Origin of the sequence: Salinibaculum salinum, assembly GCF_037645885.1 — an archaeon.
GTDB classification, from domain to species: Archaea; Halobacteriota; Halobacteria; order Halobacteriales; family Haloarculaceae; genus Salinibaculum; species Salinibaculum salinum.
In genome coordinates, this window is the sequence record NZ_JBBENW010000031.1 from 1 (window position 1) to 19,463 (window position 19,463).

17 protein-coding genes are annotated in these 19,463 nt (G+C 54.0%); 10 read left to right on the top strand and 7 right to left on the bottom strand.

Annotated features, from left to right (window positions below; genetic code table 11):
* Positions 1-394: 394 nt before the first annotated feature.
* On the top strand, positions 395-1,048 hold the full coding sequence (locus tag WDJ60_RS18170; RefSeq protein ID WP_340102150.1) for a DUF3267 domain-containing protein: 654 nt from the start codon (positions 395-397) through the stop codon (positions 1,046-1,048).
* 192 nt (positions 1,049-1,240) lie between these two features.
* Here the strand turns inward: WDJ60_RS18170 and WDJ60_RS18175 are convergent, their stop codons facing one another.
* Positions 1,241-2,062 (bottom strand): IS5 family transposase, encoded by an 822-nt coding sequence (locus tag WDJ60_RS18175; RefSeq protein ID WP_340102151.1) that lies wholly within the window; start codon positions 2,060-2,062, stop codon positions 1,241-1,243.
* A 125-nt stretch (positions 2,063-2,187) separates the two neighbouring features.
* Entirely contained in the window at positions 2,188-2,823 is a 636-nt protein-coding gene (locus tag WDJ60_RS18180; protein ID WP_340102153.1) for a hypothetical protein, read from the bottom strand.
* Positions 2,824-3,248: 425 nt separating this feature from the next.
* Between WDJ60_RS18180 and WDJ60_RS18185 the strand changes: the two genes are divergently transcribed.
* The 3 genes from WDJ60_RS18185 to WDJ60_RS18195 all read left to right on the top strand — a co-directional run bounded on the left by WDJ60_RS18185 (position 3,249) and on the right by WDJ60_RS18195 (position 8,187).
* A complete protein-coding gene (locus WDJ60_RS18185; protein WP_340102154.1) occupies positions 3,249-6,926 on the top strand; it encodes a PKD domain-containing protein in 3,678 nt (1,225 codons plus the stop codon).
* Between the two features lie 191 nt (positions 6,927-7,117).
* Positions 7,118-7,507, top strand: coding sequence for a hypothetical protein (locus WDJ60_RS18190; RefSeq protein ID WP_340102155.1), 390 nt, complete (start codon positions 7,118-7,120; stop codon positions 7,505-7,507).
* 176 nt (positions 7,508-7,683) lie between these two features.
* Positions 7,684-8,187, top strand: coding sequence for a type IV pilin N-terminal domain-containing protein (locus WDJ60_RS18195; protein ID WP_340102156.1), 504 nt, complete (start codon positions 7,684-7,686; stop codon positions 8,185-8,187).
* Between the two features lie 30 nt (positions 8,188-8,217).
* Here the strand turns inward: WDJ60_RS18195 and WDJ60_RS18200 are convergent, their stop codons facing one another.
* Positions 8,218-8,391, bottom strand: a complete 174-nt coding sequence (locus WDJ60_RS18200) for a hypothetical protein (protein WP_340102157.1) — start codon at positions 8,389-8,391, stop codon at positions 8,218-8,220.
* A 310-nt stretch (positions 8,392-8,701) separates the two neighbouring features.
* On the opposite strand from WDJ60_RS18200, the gene WDJ60_RS18205 reads away from it, so the two are divergent.
* The 6 genes from WDJ60_RS18205 to WDJ60_RS18230 all read left to right on the top strand — a co-directional run bounded on the left by WDJ60_RS18205 (position 8,702) and on the right by WDJ60_RS18230 (position 15,829).
* Positions 8,702-9,265 carry a hypothetical protein gene (locus WDJ60_RS18205; protein WP_340102159.1) on the top strand — a complete coding sequence of 188 codons (564 nt, stop codon included), beginning with the start codon at positions 8,702-8,704 and terminating at the stop codon, positions 9,263-9,265.
* 255 nt (positions 9,266-9,520) lie between these two features.
* Complete coding sequence (locus WDJ60_RS18210) at positions 9,521-9,895, top strand: type IV pilin N-terminal domain-containing protein (RefSeq protein ID WP_340102168.1); 375 nt, start codon at positions 9,521-9,523, stop codon at positions 9,893-9,895.
* Between the two features lie 40 nt (positions 9,896-9,935).
* A complete protein-coding gene (locus tag WDJ60_RS18215; protein WP_340102160.1) occupies positions 9,936-10,367 on the top strand; it encodes a hypothetical protein in 432 nt (143 codons plus the stop codon).
* Between the two features lie 670 nt (positions 10,368-11,037).
* Complete coding sequence (locus tag WDJ60_RS18220; protein ID WP_340102161.1) at positions 11,038-13,548, top strand: hypothetical protein; 2,511 nt, start codon at positions 11,038-11,040, stop codon at positions 13,546-13,548.
* Positions 13,545-15,113: a S8 family serine peptidase gene (locus WDJ60_RS18225; protein ID WP_340102163.1), complete on the top strand. Its 1,569-nt coding sequence runs from the start codon at positions 13,545-13,547 to the stop codon at positions 15,111-15,113. The genes WDJ60_RS18220 and WDJ60_RS18225 overlap by 4 nt, the downstream gene beginning before the upstream one ends.
* Positions 15,114-15,115: 2 nt before the next feature.
* Positions 15,116-15,829, top strand: coding sequence for a hypothetical protein (locus WDJ60_RS18230; protein ID WP_340102165.1), 714 nt, complete (start codon positions 15,116-15,118; stop codon positions 15,827-15,829).
* A 63-nt stretch (positions 15,830-15,892) separates the two neighbouring features.
* Here WDJ60_RS18230 and WDJ60_RS18235 read toward each other — a convergent pair whose 3' ends face one another.
* The 4 genes from WDJ60_RS18235 to WDJ60_RS18240 form a co-directional block, all read right to left on the bottom strand.
* Positions 15,893-16,210 (bottom strand): DUF7344 domain-containing protein, encoded by a 318-nt coding sequence (locus WDJ60_RS18235; protein ID WP_340102166.1) that lies wholly within the window; start codon positions 16,208-16,210, stop codon positions 15,893-15,895.
* Positions 16,211-16,448: 238 nt separating this feature from the next.
* The gene (locus WDJ60_RS18945; protein WP_465269252.1) at positions 16,449-16,715 is read right to left on the bottom strand and encodes a hypothetical protein; all 267 of its coding nucleotides are present in this window, start codon (positions 16,713-16,715) and stop codon (positions 16,449-16,451) included.
* Between the two features lie 638 nt (positions 16,716-17,353).
* A complete protein-coding gene (locus WDJ60_RS18950; protein ID WP_465269253.1) occupies positions 17,354-17,533 on the bottom strand; it encodes a hypothetical protein in 180 nt (59 codons plus the stop codon).
* Positions 17,534-17,535: 2 nt separating this feature from the next.
* Positions 17,536-19,191 carry a PAS domain S-box protein gene (locus WDJ60_RS18240; protein WP_340102167.1) on the bottom strand — a complete coding sequence of 552 codons (1,656 nt, stop codon included), beginning with the start codon at positions 19,189-19,191 and terminating at the stop codon, positions 17,536-17,538.
* Between the last annotated feature and the right edge of the window lie 272 nt (positions 19,192-19,463).

Genomic DNA, 19,463 nt, shown 5'->3' on the forward strand with positions numbered 1-19,463 from the left:
TAGCTCGGCTTCTTTCGCACTCGGACCAGTCAGCACCACGTGCTCTACGGCACGGAATACAGCTCGGTCTCTTGCGTCCCATAGTTGATTCACGCTCCGCTGGGATAGCAGAATTTCCATCGAGTCAACACGACCGCCGGTATATATCATCTCCTGGGGTTCCAACAGAGCAGATAATCTCTAACATCAAGACCTTGTGACCTGTTCAAAGGCAGTTTTAGATGGCCTTGTTGAAACCCTCAACCGGTGATAGGTTTCAACGGTCCTGCTGAATACAACGCACGTATCTCGCACGGTCATCGTTCAAGAATCGAGGTGTTGGAATCGTTGGTACATACTGAGGGTAGTACGAGGCAACGTTACGAATAAATGACTCTGAGTCAACCACCGAATAATGACTGACGAGAGTCCGAAAGGCGTGATGGGAGGTGAAGTCGACACCGTATCTGCACCCAAGCCACCCGAGGGGTACGCTGAACCATATCAATTCGAGTACCCTAAACTGCTCCTCTTCGTGAGTGCGTCGGCGCTCCTGATTGTTTCCGTTATCGTCTATGGGTGGCTTTTGGTCCAGTTACAAGGGCTGGAGGTCTTGCCGGTGGTCTTTGAAGTAGGTGCCGGGGACGAGGTCGCGATTGTATTTGATCTTGGCAAGACAGCAGTCCCCTTCCTGTTCGGATTTTTAGGCGTCGCAATCGTTCACGAATTGCTCCACGGCGTGGTCTACCAGCGGTACGGGTACGAAGTGAGTTATGGCGTCTACTGGCGGATGGGAGCGGTGTACGCTGCGGTGTTTCACCAGTTTCACTCCCGCGAACATAATCTCCGAGTAGGAATCGCACCACTTGCTATCCTCACCGTAGTTTGTCTCCCCTTGCTCGCTGTCCCCAATCCGGTGATTGCCACGACAGCGTTCGTTATTCTTGTCCTCAACACCGCAGGAGGAGCAGGCGATCTGTATGCACTCTGGCGATTTTACCGGCTACCACGCGGAACCGTATTCTACGATGTCAATATCGAGCATATGTACGTTTTCGAGCCGAAGTGACCTCCTACGAGGTCCGAGGCACTCGGGTCTATCATACTGAGTACGCACGCAGTGAGTGGCTGATCCATTAGAGAGGGGTGGTTGAACGTGAGTGCCGTGCTGACTTCATCCTCTGTATCTCGCACGCCGCTACTGACATATTGTGGAGAAATCGGCGTTAGATGTCGGTGCGTGAGTTCCCTGTATTGACGCTTAGAGTGATCGATCTACATTATGAATGAGACAGGCAATGGTGAGTTCACGGAACTGTTTCCACCATCGTCGTGAGCGGACAAACGCACCGTACTTTCGCTTGAGCGTTGAGTTCACAGTCTCGGATTGACTCCGTTGTCCGTAGAGATCAGCGTCTAAGCGTACGTTCCATGCCTTGTGGAGTGATGTGAACTCACGATGCTTAATCAGTGGCCGAACCTCGTGTTGCCGGGCGAGCCGTCTGATTTTCTGATCGTCGTAGCCTTTGTCTCCGAGGAGAATATCGATACACTCGGGGTTGCGCTTGATCAACGACGGAGCAATCTGGCTATCGTGTGTTCGTGTCGTCGTCACGTGTAAATCGAGGATTGCGTTCACCTTCGCATCAACCAATAGCGTCACTTTGAGTTGCTGAATCGTGAGTTCAGCACGTTTCGTGTAGTGTTTCAAAGCGTGACTACGTTCGAACCCTGACGCGTCAACACCAACAACTCCGCTTGTCGGAAGTAGCGTCGCTGAGAGAGTCAAAATGATACGCCACACAGCCATATCAAGCCGGTTAAACGCCTTACAGAGCGTTGAAGCAGTAGGAAGCTCGGTTAGCCCGAGAACACGACGGATGCGTGGCATCTCAATCAGTTCATCAAGCAGACCACGATAGGTCGTGTTCTTCTGAACTTTGAGACACAGCAGAACAACGTGCTGCGGAAGTGTGTAGCGGTGTTTGGAGAACTTTGAGGTGTATTGAGAGACAGCTCGACGTGCCAGATGGATCGCCTTCTCAGTAAACCGGAGAATCTGCGACTTCGGGAGGGGCTTCATCTCGTCGAATTATACGGTGAACATGTAACTCTCTGAGGGTTTCAACAGAGCCTTTTAGATCTAAGACAGTAGAATTCATGAACCCCTATTTCAGCCCGCGTGTCAACAACCAATTGTCACCCGGTCTACTCAGGGGTCGTGGTGGCATTGGTCTGTGATTCGAGTTCGGTAACTCGTTGCTCCAAAGTCTCAACCCGTTCTTGCAACTCTAAAATCTGCTGCGTAACGTTCATTGGTGGCGTAGTAGCATCGACTGGTGGCGGAGTCTCATCAGTAGGGGTAAAGGAGAGTGCCCAGTCACCGGCATGGTCACCACCTGTGCTAAAATCAACGCAGATTGGCTCATTGGTCTCTGAATACGTACGGAATGAGAAATTGCTGGGATACATCTCGAGCGAAGTCGTACCAGAACGATCTAACTGCGTGGTTTCATCAGCTTCAATCTCTGTTCCGTTGGTTGTAGAGAGACTTCCATCCCGCACATAGTATCTGAGTATTGCCTCGGGGTCACTAGACGAGAATGAGAGGTTTATAGAGATGTAATCCCCTGATGGTAGGTCGACTCGGAAGACATCAGTATCTTCAGGTGAGAGTGTTCCACTGTAACTTCCCGGTGAAAGTACAGGTGCCTCATCACATTCGCTCGGCCATTCATCGTCAGCAGCAGCTGGCCCTGTCATTGCTATCATCCCGATGATTACAGTGAGGATGATAGCGATGCTCGCTCTCCGAACTGTGTGAAAATCAGATTCCTGTCTCATACGCCCTAAATTCTCACACCAAGTTGGAAACTGTATTTGCCGAAACTGGATAAGTTGGTTAAGAACTCATCTGCAGCCATATATAATAAAATTTTCAAACTATATCTTGTTTAAATCAGCATTGATATTCTTATTTACAGTGCTAGAGAAGAATTACGCCTTTTAATGCACTTTAACAATTAGCATGTGAGATAAGACTGGGAAATTATTACTAATAGTATCTTTCTACCTGTTTTTGTCAACGACGATTGCTCTAGCGCTTAAACATCACATCCAACGTGACGTCCAATGAAATGCTATATTTGAATGGTTACCATCTGAGATATTCTGCTTTTTCTTCTCGCAAGATTCGTGAAAAAGGACAACAGCCAAAAATGTGATAAAATGTAACTACGGTTATGTTGGATTGGTGAAAAAATTCTGCCATGGACTCCGGGATGAACGAAGAATCCAAACTGGATGAAAAGTTCATCAAGTGGCTGAAGAGGACACTGATAACGGTATTAAAACTCCCTTCCCAAAAATTTGAGCGGATTCCCTTGGGTACTGCAAGTATTTTTCTGATCTGTCTGCTGATGATCTCGTCGATGACTGTTTCCGGTGTCGTCACGACTGAATCAAGACAAAATGAGGCGTTCGGAGAAGAGATCAACCAAGAGATCTCACTGGATCCCGCCCCGGGAACAACTTATAAAGCGGGTGGAAGCTACTGGTTCAACCTTCGTTCGAGCGTACTTTCAAGTGGGTTTTTTGAAACGAAGAGTGTCTCAGATGCGTACATAACAGTCACAGTGACTTCACCGAATGGTGCGACAATCGAATCGGTCCCAGAGTCTTCCTCGGGAGGCTATACCAACGTTGGACGTGGTGGTGAAAATTCAATTCATATGGGCGGCTCACAACTGCAGGCTGGCGAGGAATACAGATTTCCATTCAAAGTCAAACTTCCAGCATCAAAAACATCGGAGACTCTGAAGATTAAAATAACTGCCTCCGGGAACGACAAGAAAGTTCAAAAAACCGTGAGGTATCCGGTCCAGCCAACGATGGACACAGAGGCCTCAACGCCAAAATCGTTATCAAAGAGTGCTCAAGCTCGCGCGAAGCTCGTTAAGCAGTACCGTCTCATGTACAACGATATCTTCAATTCTGGAGGACTCGAAGAAAATCGGCAACAAGCTATCTCCCAAGCGTTCTCAATTTACTCGAAGGAAATTGTCGAAACTGCTATCGTTGAGACGACAGCCACTTATGTCCCGGTCGTGGGCTACGCCGCGAAGATTGATGAACTAAACAGTATTGGGAGAGGAGAAGACGCCGCCTCACAGGTTGGAGACATCTCTAATGGATTGGTTGGTGAACTCAAGAAACAGATGGCGCTGGACAGTGTCCAGAGGGCGAGTGATGGGAATGTGAGTAAGGGACTGCGGCAGTTAGAGAAACAGTATAACGAGGAAGCGCAAGCATGGGAACAACGAGACTACGAAAAGGTCCGTCGCATTCTAAAAAAGGAACGGCAAATCCTCTGTAATAAGAAACCGTCCTTCGATTTCGAATGCCTGACTGAAGGAGTCGATGATATGCCTGCTGCTGCTAAAACAGATCATCCGAATCTCTACGATTTCTTGGTATCACTGAACCGTTTTCTGTTCGTGGAAGAGAATCGTATACAGAATAATCGCTTGCCACTCACTCGAACGCCGAAACCAAGTGTAGCTATCGAAGAAAAATCGAAGGTCCGGCAACAGTTACGCCGCCTTTCACCGGACGAGACCATGGCAGTCACGTTCACGGTTATCAACGGACCTAGAGCAGGGCCCAGTGATAAGGGATATCTCTCTCTTTCCCACTCACAGAATCTGAACATTACCGATATTTCTACGGTCTCACCCAAGAACGCGGCCACGAAGGTCGTCCGTAATTCTCCTGGGACTCGTGTCCAAGCAAGTTCGGGTGAGACAACACTCAACAATCCTCTCGTAGATATCATCTCTGGGTACGACACTGATGAAACACACACCTATCGAGCCGTTCTCGAGAAAGAACGTCCAGGAAAGGCATGGCTCTCCTATCGGACTGCGTTTCGGCCACTTATCAGCCCTGACCGTGGCTATCAAAGATCACCCGGCACTGGAACTACAGGACAACAGGGCTGGTCGGTGAAACGAATCGAAGCCCCGCAACAATCTGACCTCCAGGTTGACTTTTCTTACGAACCAACGCAACCAGAGGCAGGGCAGACGGTTCGACTCAGAGCGACTGTCGCATCATCCGACAGTCAAATTCGTTCGTATAGATGGGATTTCGGAAGCGATGGTTCGTACGAAACGACCGGCGCAAGCACAGACAGGACTTTCTCCTCAAGTGGTACGAGAGAGGTCACGCTGGAGGTGACGGCTGACGATGGTTCAACGAGTGAGATCACCAAGGAAATTCAGGTCCAAGCCGCTAACGAGAACCAAGGGAACTCGGATAGGGGTGCAGGAGATAATGAAAACGAGCCACCGACAGTTGATTTCACCTATGCTCCGGGGGACCCAAGGATCGATGAAAAAGTCACCTTCACTGCCGAAGCCAATGATCCAGATGGCTCGATTCAGTCATACAAGTGGGACGTTGACGGTGACTCCGAGATCGAGACCCAGGGCGAACAGGTTTCATGGTATTTCATCTCGGCAGAAACGAATCCGGTCACGCTTATCGTAACCGACAACGACGGAGCGACCCAGAAGGTCACAAAAGATGTGACGGTTACGAACCCGTCGAACGATCGAGAGGAGCAAAATGATAACGCCGACTCCGGGGGCCCCGACGGTGAGAACGACGAAACCTCATCTTCAAGCGAGGTACTCGAACCACCGTTTACTGAAGAATTTGCAAATGATACGAATGGGTGGCAAATCGGTCTTCCTGAGGCCGGACCGCGCGTCAGCAAGGGAGAGGGCTCGTGGTCCGAAAAGCACGGTGGCAGTGTCCGACTTGATGTCGACGGTGGCCCGAATCATATTGGTGTCTATCGTCGCGTCGGCCCGCTTGAAGAAGGAACAAAGATTACAGCAAACTACGAGTCGCCGAATCTTGACGGCGAACCCGGTAGTCCACGTATCCTCCTTTATCATCCAAATAGCACAAAGAGATTTAACTTAGATAACGACCCGGGTCGCGGTGAGCACAATGGGACACTTGTCGGAACCGTGCCTCAAGATCTTCCCCGGGGAAGCCAGATAGAGATCCGTCTTGGCGTCTGGCCAGGCGAAATTACGACCTATGTGACAAATGTAACTGTTGAGATGTCAGAAGTAGCGCCAAATTCAACAACCGAACCAACGGCGACCCCCACTCCAGAGCCAACAGCGACCCCCACTCCAGAGCCAACAGCGGCGCCAACACCCGAACCGACGGCAACTCCCACTCCAGAGTCAACAGCGACACCAACACCCGAACCAACGGCAACACCCACTCCAGAGCCAACAGCGACGCCAACACCTGAGCCTACAGGTGAAGATGAGTCCGAAGGTAGCGATTCCGGAGTGGATAGCGACCAGTCGAACACACTGGAAGTGACCAAAGATGGCGTGGAAGATGGATTGGCGTACTTCTTGCTCGTGTCTTCAGACGGTATATCGAGCAATGAAGACGACGGCATTCAAAAGTCGACGGCAGCCCTCGACTGGCTCGGCCCGGAACGTGGAACTGATACCTACACTGTCACCGGCGAACCTCAGACATTCTTACAGAAGGGCGCTGCTGAGGTCCGATGGAACGGTGATCAAGTTGACTCAGCCTCGCTTTCCTCGCCGAAATCCGGTGGTGGCGTCACCTCGGCGGATCACACGGTCCGTATCGAGAGTACTGGCACCGGGTACGGGGTCTACGCGATCACCGCATCGGAGGGAATTGAGGCCACCGATGCGCAAGCGGCTACCGACGGCTACAGTGCGATTGATCACGTCGGACCAGAGCGGGGCGTCGACGAGTTTATTATTGAGGGTGAAATTACGCGCTTCCTCGCGAATGAGCACGTCCGCGTGTATGTCGACGGCGATCGGGTCGATCCACAGACGCTCCAAAACAGGGGCCAACCAGAGGGGGCGAGCGGATAGTTCATTCAATCTCTCCACGGGCGTGAATTTGTGCGTCTTGCTTTTGATTGGCGAGTCGTCAGGGACGACTTGTTGGCAACTGATATGGTTCCGTTGTGTTTTATCGTGGCATGTCCCTTCTCAATACTCTCATAAGGGAATGGTACATGTAGTCGATAACTGTGGGTAAAAAGCCAGTTCCAATTCGGACGTTGGAGAAAGAGGGACCGATGCCAACGGATCGATTTCAGACATGGAGCGAGCTTCGCGACCGGGTTCACAAATTCTCGCCGAATGTGACCCTGCACACCAAGGGTATATACTACCTACCACAGCACTCGAAACGGGAGGTCTTCAGACGGTGGCTGGCGGTTAACGACCTTGAAGATGCAGATGGCGAGACCGATCCAACCGACTGGAAGATCCACAACAACATCGTCGATTACGACGATAGCTTTCGCGAGGTCTCAACGGAACTGCTGGGACCATTCGACCGAAACCAGAACCAGAACCCCGGCGAATTCGAGGCTGGCGGTGTCTGTGACCTCTGTGGCGAAGAGTATACAGGGCATTACCCCAGTCATCTGCCCTGCGACGGGTAATTTCATTTTGTGAAATCACTCCCGCAAATATAAGCCGCTGTGGGAGTAAGCAGTACCTAACACGGAATAAACGACGAGGCGGCGCAGGTCGGTGGGCATACTACCTGAATTTGCAACTCGATTGCGAGAGCAACGGTTGTGTTGCCAACTCGTCGTCACCCGTGGACCAACGAACCATGGAACTGAAACAACTCTTCAACGACGACGACGCAGTGAGTCCGGTCATTGGCGTCATCCTGATGGTGGCCATTACAGTGATCCTGGCGGCCGTCATCGCGACGTTTGTGCTTGGACTCGGCGAACAGGTTAGCGATACAGCACCGCAGGCGAGCTTCAACTTTGACTACGACGAGAGTGCAACTGGCACTGATTCATTCGATAACGCCAGTTTAGCAAACAACGAGGTTGATGGGATTCTCACCATCACACACGCAGGCGGAGCAACATTACAAGCTGAGCAAGTATCTGTATCTGGATCATCAGGATATGATGGAAGGCAAGCCTGGAGCGATTCTGACAGTGCTGGCGCTGGTCCGAGCTACGGTATAGGCAGCGAAATCTCATCTGGTGACTCCCTAGATATCTGGGTCGGCAGTGGTGACAACATCAAGATCACCTGGCAGAACGAACAGGGCACTGACTCTGCGACGCTGCGGAACTACGAAGTCCAGGATTCGTAAGACTTCGACGGATTTTCTTCGTTTTTGAGCCTACTCAAACGAGAGTGTAATCTCTCGCTTTTCCAGATCGACCGCAACCTCTTCGGGCACCTCGCCGTGTTCCAGGTTGAGTTCGTCACCAGCGTCCCTTGGGATGACGTACTCGTAGGACCCGCTTTTTTCACGCACCTTGTTTTTTCGCACACCTGGTAGCTTCTGTCGCATTACTATATACTTACTTCTTATCCTAGAAAAATCCATCGAGCATAGAGAAGATTGACTGCAGACGCTCAGGAGGCACCTCCAAATCGTCTCTAAGATTCCTTGAAGATAGTTCTAGGAACGTACACTTTTTAAGATGCTTCGGGGCGGCAGTGTAGATAATACCCACCAGCACGGTCTCCACGAGGAGATGACCCCTTGAGGACGGCCATCGGCCTCGCCGACCCGTGGCTCAGGAACTGCGTGAGCGACCGATTGCTGGCGGGCGGCGGGCGTCAACAGCGCCCGTCGATAGTTACTCCTCTCGCAATCCATGAGCACACACACAGGCATGGCGGCCGTGACCGACGCCGACAAGCATCGCCGCGACAACTGGCACGGGTCGCCCGAAGTCGAATCCGTCGCCAGCAAACACGCCGACGAGGGCGGCGAATATCACGAAACGACCCAGCGCCAAGACAAAGCTAAGCACGTCGCCGTCAAGATGTTGAAGGGCATCGTCCCGGCGCTGTGTGGCGAGAGCTGGAGTGGGGAGGACCGTTCCGTTCGCGAACTCACCGAGCCGGGATACTACCCAGTCGGTGAGGGCTTCATGGACCACGTCGAAAACGCCCGCGTCAACGAGACCGAAGGTTACGTCTCACAGGGCGAATCGACGTGGGTACTCTACCATGGCAGCCCGGCCGACGAGTTCGTGTTCCTGATCGAGCTCTGGCTCAACTATGCTGTCGACGAGGGTGTGATCAGCCGCGACCTTGCTGACGGACTTCTCTCCGATGCGAAATCGATGAAGCAAGGGACGGACAAGACCGACCAGCGGATCGTCGAACTGCTTGCTATCGACATGCAGAAAGGCGAACGGTCGACACCGGGGTAATCTCTTCTTTCAGGCGATAGGCTCGCACACGGTGTATCACGGCTGTTCGAGTCAGCCACGGGCCATGGGCTTCGCGCCCACGGGGTCGCCATGTCCGACCCCGCAGACCAGTCGACATGGGACTGGATGTGATTTTCAGTGCTTCAACAGACTAGCAACAGTGACGACGAGACCGAACAGTCCAGAACCGACACGCCACCAGGTGCCTGGGTACCCAGAACGCGCCAGCATCGCCTCTGGCCGGGCAACGATGCCGTGAGTCCGGTCATCGGCGTGATTCTGATGGTCGCCATCACAGTGATCCTGGCCGCCGTCATCGCGACGTTCGTGCTTGGCCTGGGTGACCGTGTCAGTGACACCGCACCACAGGCTACCTTCGACGTGTCTTACGACGAAGATGCCGGCGAGGTGACGGTGACTCACGCGAGCGGAGAGACGCTCAACAGTGACCAGATATCGCTGAACGGCCAGACCTGGACCGACGCCAACGGCTATGCGAATCGAACGGAGGTCTCGTCTGGTGACTCGGCGACGATCTCGGCATCGCCAGGCGACACTGTCCGTCTCTCCTGGACGAACGAGCAAGGGACGAATTCGGCGACGATTCGCACCTACGAAGTCCCGACGTAGCTCGCCCGCAGCATTTCAAACGCAGCTTTTCAGTACAAACATGAGTACCCCACAGGAGACGCCTGACCAGCGCCAGCTGTCACTGTCGCTGCCAGCGTCGCTGTCGTCCATTTCACAACCGATGCCTGCCGCTGCAATCCTCGCTAGCGGCAAACTGCTGGATACGGCCTCAACGGTTGTCGTCCTGAAGCTCAGCCCTCAGTCTGAGAGCATCGTCGCGGCAGAGACAAGTACGCTCCCGGCTGCGATGCACGCTACCTTTGGCATCCCGCTGGGTTCGCTGTTGGTTGCTGCGCTGACCATCGCACTCGTCTGGACCACAGTCCGGGTCGCGACAACCGCGCTCGACGCCGTTGCAGCTGCAAGCAACCTGCCTACGCCTGGTACGACTATCAGAGACGTCGTGTTCGTGACTGCTGGCGTCGCGTTCGCGTCACTGGCTGTTCACAACCTCATCGTGTTCAGTACATAAGACCATGATTCAGAAATTCCGACACGTCCGTCCGATAGCAACGCTACTCATCGTTTTGGCCCTGGCGCTGTCACCAGTTGCACCATTTATCACGATGATTGAACCTACTTCCGCTGGAGATGCTGACCCGGGTGATTCGACTCTTATAGAGGACTTTGAAGATGGTACATTAGGTTCAGTCTCTGACCCTGACAACATACACGATGTCGTAAGTGGTGGGCCCGGTGACAGTGACTACTTTCTAAGGGGAAGTTCTGACACTGGCGAAAGCGCGTTCACTGGCGATGTAAATGGACCATCTGAGTTTTCGATGCATCTTAGAAACCCATCTAGTGGACGATCATTGGTGATTGCAAACCACGTTTCCTCTGGGGAATCTGTTCTAATAACGGGATTTCGTGATGGAGACTTTAAAATAAAGGGTAATACCATCACAAATTTACCATCTGGTTCATCAAGCTGGTATCGCGTTAGGGTTCATAACATCGACTATAGCGGTGACACATTTGACGTGGAAGTTTACGATTCAGATGGGGCTGTAGTGGCTGATGAAGATTCGTGGGCATTTGATGTGGATAAAAACATAGATAGACTGAGTTTTGCGGCTGGAAGTAATGGGGGGCTCGACAATTGGGCAAAAAATGGGAAGTTCCTGACGTTCACGGAACCCGTGAGTGGCAAAATCACGAACCAAGACGGTGAACCAGTTGACGATGCAACGGTCCGCGTCACTGGCGTCAACTACAATAACATTGTCGCAGAGTCTGGCCGAAGTCTCGAAGAGCGCGCCGAAGAACTCATTGAAGAGTCGCGTGATCCACTGCCGCCGGAGTTCGACCGCACGCTCTCAGTCGAATCCGACATCATCAACCAAGAAAGTCAGAACGTTCCGCTCGCGTACGACACGGATATCTCAGCAAGCGCCTGGGTGGACGATGCGGACCTTTCCCAGCCGGGAACAGTCTTGCCCGCTGACGAAGAACTTGTCTTTGTTCCCTGGGACCCAGAACCACCCAGCGGCTTTGCAATCCAGGGTGAATACGATACGCAACACCCGGGCAAGTCAGCTGACACTGGACCAATCATCGCTGAGCAACTCTCACCGACTGGCGATACGGTATCCACGACGAAGATCGCCGTCGACGAGGAGGCCGGCGGTGGGCTGGGCGATCCATCCTCACTGGAATACGGGACGGCCAAACTTACACCAGGAATCTATCGCATCTCCGTCGAGGGCTCGGATGCGTCCTATCTCATCTCCGTCGGGAGTCCGGACGCGCTGGCCCGCAGTATCGAAGACGATCTCCGCGATGAGGCCAACCAGCTGACCAAGCGTGCTCAAGAGATTCGCGACCGCTTCGAGAACAACAAATTCGAATCCACATCAGCGACGACAAACGAGTCAGGGTATTATAGTGTCGAAGTTGGGGAATCAGTCAAAACGGTAGCCGTCGCCGCCTACCACAACGGTCAGGTCAACATTTCGGCTATTGACCCGACTAACTACGGACTCAACGCCGACGCACATCCACAGACTGTGCTGCGCGCACTCACCAATGCGGGCGACCTGAACGGTAGTGTCTACCTCCCGGCTCGGCCAACTCGTTACCAGGCACCGACCGACAATGCGGATGTCGAAATGCGTGAAGTCTCCTTCACTCCCTACGAGAACGCCACCAACTACTCAGACCGCTTCCAGAAACTTGAGGGACTCTTCGAGAATCAGAGTCAGCGCCTCCAGAACCTCTTCGCGCAACACAACATCACGCGTGCGAACCTCGAAGAACAGTACCTCTGGCTGAAACAGATCAGCGAACAGAACGGCGACCTCGATGACCAACTCGACAAGATCGCCAACAAAGAGTTCGACATCGACGAGGAAGACTTCGAGATCAACGCCACAACAGCCACCGATGAGGAACTCCGCGAACGCACGGCGGCACTGGAACAGACAATCGATAGCCTCCGCAACACAATCGAGTCGGATACCAGCTCCTCGACCGGCGCGGAGACAATCTCGTCAATCGCGACGTTCCAGACGGCGTTGAACGACTCCCAGGTGCAGGTCTTGGCGACCTACAGCAACGGCACGACGAAGACAGTCCCCGATGAGTATGTCACAATCGACAGGTCGGCCGGCACGGTCGCGGGCGTCGGGTCGACAGAAGTGCAGGTCAACGACCTGCCACTCGGCGATGCCGCAAGCGTCGAATTCGAGTGGATTGCAGCAAGCCCCGACGGACACGCCTCAACCACGGAACGGATCAGTAATCCGACCATCAACGCCGACGCGCCAGACGTGGACAGCGTCACGCTGACTTCACTCGCTCCGGGACCGAGCGACCGGGTGAGCGTCGCAGTCAACCCCGACGATGAGAGTTCGTTCCGCGAGCTCACCGCAGCGACTGTCTTCGCACCCAACGGCACCACGCTTTCAACGGGCGCAATTCAGGACGGCACACGATTCAACTTCACGACTGCATCTGAGGGCCGCCATACGCTCCAACTCACGTACACGGATGTCGACGGCAACGAGTGGACGAAAACAGTCCACATCGGCGCTGACGATGCAGACCGCGCACGCCCGGCTTCGATTAAAGCCCAGAGCGGGCCGACCGGCATTTACGCACTGGCTGCCGACGGTCTCGCTGGCGGTGAAATCAAAAAACGGCCGGGCCAGTTGCAAATGGCTGCGAAAGTCGGCCAGAACGACGATGTCCCCACGCGCATCCACGCCTACCCGGGTGACATTCAAGAGAGTCCGTCGGGCAACATCAAGATGAGCGTCCTGCGCGAAGACGGCTCCTCAGTCTCAACGCGTTCGCGGGTTATCATCCACGCCCAGGCGATGCCCGAAGATGGGACGTACATCTATCGAAACGGCCAGCCGCTGACTGACTCGCAGGGTGACGCTCGGTTCTCTTCAAACCAGACGCTCATCGAGACCTACACTGACGCGAACGGACAGGTGACGTTGGATGTCCGCCAACCGCAGGGCATCGCTGCCACTTCGTGGGAACGCGCGAAGTGGGAAGTTGCGAAACTCCAGGTGCAGGTGAGTGGCCTAGTTGACGGCCTTGGTGGCACGTCGATCTCAATGGGTGCCTTGCTGGTAGTCATCCCGGCCGGAGCCCTGGCTCGCCGCCGTGGTCGTGGTGGCAACGGAGGTGCTGCGGCATGAGCCGCCGCCTCGTTGGCTTGCTACTCGTCGGTCTGATGCTTACGTCGACGATTGCGATGCCGGTCGCCGCACAAGCACAAGCGAGTGATGTTGATATCGTCAACTTCGGCGCAGAGTCGACGCCCTCGTTCGTTGTGAGTTACGAAGATGATGAGTTCGATAGTCTGGAAGCGTGGGCTGAGAGCTCCAGCCAGTTCGATATTGAGAGCCACGACAACGCGTCGAACATTGCGACGGTCTCCGGACCACGCTGGCAGGTCCAGACCCCTGGCATCTTCGATGCACCGCTCACTGCCGCGCTGGCCGGCACGCCAGTCGCCGACACGCCGCTTGAAGGCCGGAGTTACATCGAGAGCGTCTCACCGAACTACCGCCACTCAGTGCCAGACCAACCAGACGGACTGAGCGCTGAGGAGTTCGAGATTCCACAGCGGGGACTCAGCGGAGTGCTGCCTGGTGACGGTCCCGAAACCACAGGAATTGCGTTCGAGGCAAACGCGACGGACATCGGCACAGTCAACGAGTATGTCGGCGCAGACAGCGTGAGCGAAGATGGAACTGGCGTCGACGTGGCCGTGCTCGACACCGGGCTGAACGTTCGGAACGGGACAGCCGACCCACTCTACGGCGACCGCATCACAGCCGCGCGCAACTTCGTGACTGACGAAGACGCAGTCGCGAGCAACGACTTCGAAAATGTGAGTGACGGCGATGGCCACGGGTCGTGGGTGGCCTCAAGTCTGGCGTCGAACGCCAGCAATGAGGCGCTGCAAGGCGTCGCGCCCGACGCGAATCTGCTCATCGGCAAGACGCTCGCCGACGATGGCTCTGGGTCGACGGCAGACATCATCAATGGGATTCGGTGGGCCGAACAGCAAGACGCGGACATCCTGAGCATGTCGCTGGGCAGCCCGGTCTACGACGAAGCGCTGGCCGATGCGATGCGAGACTTCGTCGCTGGTAACGGGACGGCGATCTTCGTGGCCGTCGGCAACAGTCGCACGACCCGACCGGCGCAGATCGCCTCGCCATCGGACGTGCCTGACGAGGGTGTCGTCGGCGTCGCAGCGACGAATGCTAGTGCGCCGAGTACTGCTGGGCCGGCGTACTTCAGCCAGACCGGTGAGGACAATGGATTTAGCGACGGTTCGATGGGGACCACGACCGGCGAAGGGCCGGACGTGGCCGCGGTGGGTATGTCCGTCACCGTTCCGGTCTACTCCGAGTCCGATATCCGCTCGAACTCGACGCTCTCCGGAACGAGCATGGCTACGCCACTCGCAGTGGGCGTCGCGACGCTCGGCCTCGACGCCAACCCCGACCTCGAAAACGAGACAGCGGAGTTTACTGCCCTCGTGAAAAATACCACCACGGCAGTCCCGAACGCGGGCTCCAGTGAAGTCGGCAGCGGGATGGTCAACGCCTCGAAATTGGTCACACAGGACGAGAGCGGCGAGTCTCAGCAAGACGCCCGGACCGACGCCGCACAGAGTCGTGACGCAGCGAACGGGCAGACGCGACTGACGCAATTCCTCGCGCGGGCTCAAGCTCAAGTGGGGCTGTAAGCATGCCAGGGCGTCGGGAGTTCTTGTCGGAGGCAGCAACGGCAGTCGCTACGGCAACTGGCGTGACAACACTCTCCTCGACCGCCACAGCAGCCTACGAGAGTCAGCCCGACTACGTCACGATCTCCTACGACGAGGACTGGCTGGCAACGTACAAACCGTACGTCGTCACCAGACATCTCGACATCAAACCCACCGCGTGGTACGCGTGGCGCGTCGACTCGACGGAACAGGACACGTCGATGGCGGTGTACTACTGCTACTACGTCACCCAGGAGGGCGTCACATCTGCGGATAGTCATCCGCTCGACCGCGAACCAGTCATGCTCGAAATCAACGAGGTTGGCGACATCGATGCAATCCACGTCGACGGGTATCACTACCTGAACAAGACCTACCCGACGCTGGAAACGAGCGGTGAAACCCACCCGCTGGTACATTCGGTCAAGCCGTGGCACTTCTACCGGGCAACAACTGAGGTCGGCGAAGATATCCAGCTCGAAGACCTCAGCGATAGGTTCGAACCGTGGTTGACCAACGGCTGGTCGGTCTATCCTGAAGCAGTCACGAACCCGTGGATCGTCCCCCAGCAGCGCGGGCACTACTGGGACGAGGGGTTGACTGGTGCCTACAACGCACAGCGCTGGGAGGCGCTGTTGGGCATCTCGAAGATGTTTCGATTAAATATCGGCGGCGCACAGGAGGCTGATCTATGAGCAGCATATTCTCGATGCTTCCAGAACAGTACATCCAATCGCTCAATACAGACCGGATATTGTTTACAACCAGTCTTCAGGGAGTTCATCTTGATGGTCATGGATAAGGGTGAGTAGGGGCTCAATTTCGTCCCACTCTGGTCCTTTGCTTATTTCGTTAGAATCCCGGTCCCATCTGATGTATCCCATCTCTTCGAGCTTCGGGAGATGGCTGTGAAAGAGCGCGGTTTCGAGAACCTCTGGCTCAACATCGTCGGAAACGACGTTCAACGGGTCTCGGTCGCTGTCATCCTGCGGATTGTGGTCTAACAAAGCAACGAGTAGCTGGCGACGGTATGGGTCAGACAGCGCCTCGAATAAAGCGTCTGGTGCCTGGGTCACACACTTCATTCTTTTTTTTTACATATGAATTAGTGGCTTGGTGTGCAAGGCTGTTGGGCAATTTTGGCCTTGTTGAAATCCTTAGCCAGTGATAGGTTTCAGCGATTCTGCTGAATACAGAGCGCGAGTCTTGCATGGAGTTCTCCCTCGCTTCCAGAGTAGTGAATCGGTCGATACAGAGGATGAATACAGCATCATAAACGGAGCCTGTCACTACCTGCGTATTCCAGCAAGGCCATCACTTTCGATTCATCGACGCTTCAAAAGCGACACCAAGCGCCATCCCGATAGCGATCCAGAGCGCAAAGTCATCTACTGCGAATCCAATAGCCGCTCCGATAGAGAAACCGATTAGTAGCCCCCATCCTTGCTGATATCTCCAATTGTACCACTTCTGCGTTTCACGGTCACTCATGATATCCTCCGTGTGCAAATAAGAATTCGAACAGTCTTCACACCAACTAGGATTCTCCGCCGATGAGAATATGAGATGTCCATAATCCATATCCACTCACATGAGTCATTTTATATTAACAACTGAGGAAAGCTATGTATGCTATGCTCATCTGTTGCTCCAGATGGTTGGTCATCGATACGCGCTCTGTATCTCGCACGGTTGTCATAAAATTATCTTGAACTGACAGACCTCTCCTTGGTCAATAGGCACCCTTAGTGAGCGGTTGGTTCAGCAGTTTCAACGTGGAACAAATACAGCCTTCGTGCTGACTTCACGCTCTCTATGTTGCAGTAGGATTTTGACAGTTTGCTTAGGAATCGGTTCGCTGAATGCTAAATAGAACGCGCGTAATGGTCACCACATCCCGACCAGTACACGACTGAACGGACGATCTTGTTACAGAACTCTACTTATGACGGGTTATCGAATGATTACGTTCCGTTGACGTTATGTATCAAAATTCCAGTGTCGGTTCGGGAAGCACTCACGCAGTCGTGGACTTGAACCCGGTTGAAATCCTCTCGACTTATGGGCGCGTTGTAACAGTCTGTCTCCTGTTGGTCGTTCCCCCTTGCTGGATATAAACGCCAACGACATACCGGATATCTTCGTAGGCTTGCTGGAGTTCCTTATGCATGGCTTCAGAGACAACCGGACTGGTCGGGGAGCAGAATTGCCTTTGCCAGTTATCGTGGACTGAATGTTACGTAAACATCGTGTCCCTGCGAGCAATTCACTTTTCGTGTCTTCCGACCGTCTTCGAACGTTTTTATCACGCCTTTCGCTGAGATACTCTCTACTGTTGTATCGCTTGGAAGCCCGATTACAGTAGAGATATCGCACGTAGGACACTCAACTATGGCCATTTTTAATTCGTCCTTTGTTTTGAGCGAGAACTATCCTTGGGAAGACGAACAGTCACCGTAGACCCTCCCGAGTCGTTCGTGTCAAACGACATCGTTCCGTTCGAACGACGAACAACTTGATTGACGAGCCACAGACCGAGTCCCGTCCCATGGTTTAACGGATTGATATCGCCGTCTGCTGTCAACACGTTCCATTCTTGTTCTGGAATTCCCGGTCCATCGTCCCGTACCGTCAGTTCAGTCACTGTCTCCGTATCTCGGAGGTGGATATTAACCCTCGGGCTCGCTTGGTCCGAATGAATAATCGCATTCTCTACCAATTCCCGAATCGCTTCAGCAATCTCACGCGTAGTGTTCGCCTGACAGTTGGGATCCAGATCCGTCTGCAATGTCGCATCAGGGTATTGCGTCTGCACGTCTGAGACAGCCTGTCTAATTGTCGGGGCCAAATCCACATCGACGGTTTCAGCGTTCTTCGTCAGAAGTTTCGTGATTCTATGTTGATTCTCCGCCATCTCAACGAAGTCTCGGCTTTTTTCGAGTATCATCTCAGCGTTGGACAACACTGCATTTGACCCTTGTTGTTCAATGACTTTGGCATGCCCTATGATAACGTTCATGTCATTCTTTACGTTGTGCCGGAAGACACGGCTGAGAACTTGCAGTTGCTCGCGGTTTGCTTGTTCCTCAGATACGTCAATTATGTGTACCACATGTCCATCAATGTCGCCATTGTGCGTTCGAAGCGGCGAACTCCGTGTTTCACTCGGGAAGACCTGTCCCGATTTTTTCTGGAAATTACGGAGGAGTGGTTCTCGGGAGGTGTCTGTCGTCTCAAGCAGTCGCTCTACATCCGTACTCTCGTCTGTGATGGTACTGGGATGATTTCCCTCGATGTCGTCACTCTCGTACCCGAACAGATCGGTAAAGCCCGGGTTGCACGTCGTGATCGTGCCATCGAGATCCGTGACTACGACCGCACCGCTGACGCTATTAAATAACGACTCGTACCGCTCTTTCTGTGCGCGTATCTCGCGGGTCTGCTGGACCTGTTCGGTAATGTCTCGGACAACGCCGATACCGCTCTCTGGCTCTCCGTTTGCGTCGAATTCAACCGCTGCTGTTTCCTGCACCCATCGTGTCTTGCCGTCTACCACGATTCGATGCTCGATGTCGTAGCTGCCCTCTTTTATTGCTTCACTCCACGCTTCGTCAACTTTCTCACGGTCATCGGGATGAACCAGCTCCAGGAACCGTTCATACGTCATCGGCGTTCCCGGTTCCAAGCCGAAGAGCCGATAACATTCGTCCGACCACTGGAGGTCACTAGTGTCAATATCCACATGCCAACTCCCCACGTTCCCGACCTCTTGGGCTTGCTCCAGATGCGTCTGGATTTCTTTCTCTTTGTCCCTGCGCGCGGTAACGTCCCTCGAAATGACCGCGACACCTCGTTCGCCATCGTAGAGTTTCACCGGAACGAACCGTTGCTCGGCACATACCTCGCCGACCGATTCTAACGAGAGGTCAAATTCGAGGCTTAATGTCTCCGACCCGTCGGGTTCTCGAACCCACTCGCCGACATCGGGTTCCTCATCCTCTAAGAATGAGTCGATCGCTTCCACAAACCGTTGGGGGTCTTCGTCAGGTGCAGCCATCTCCCCGGTGACCGATTCAATCGGGATGCCCTTGATCTCCTCTAGTGCGGCTTCAGTCCTGAACTGCTAGCTTTATCTACGTAGAGCGCCTCTAGAGAGTGTTCAGAAATCTTCTGAAGTAGACCATGCCACGAACTCAACAGTACTCTGTCGATCTGTCTGCCGATGAACGAGCGGAACTGAACGCGATGCTTTCGGCTGGCACATACAAGACGCGGGAACTCACGCGTGCACGGTGTCTCTTGCACGCCGATGACGGCTTGACTGACCCG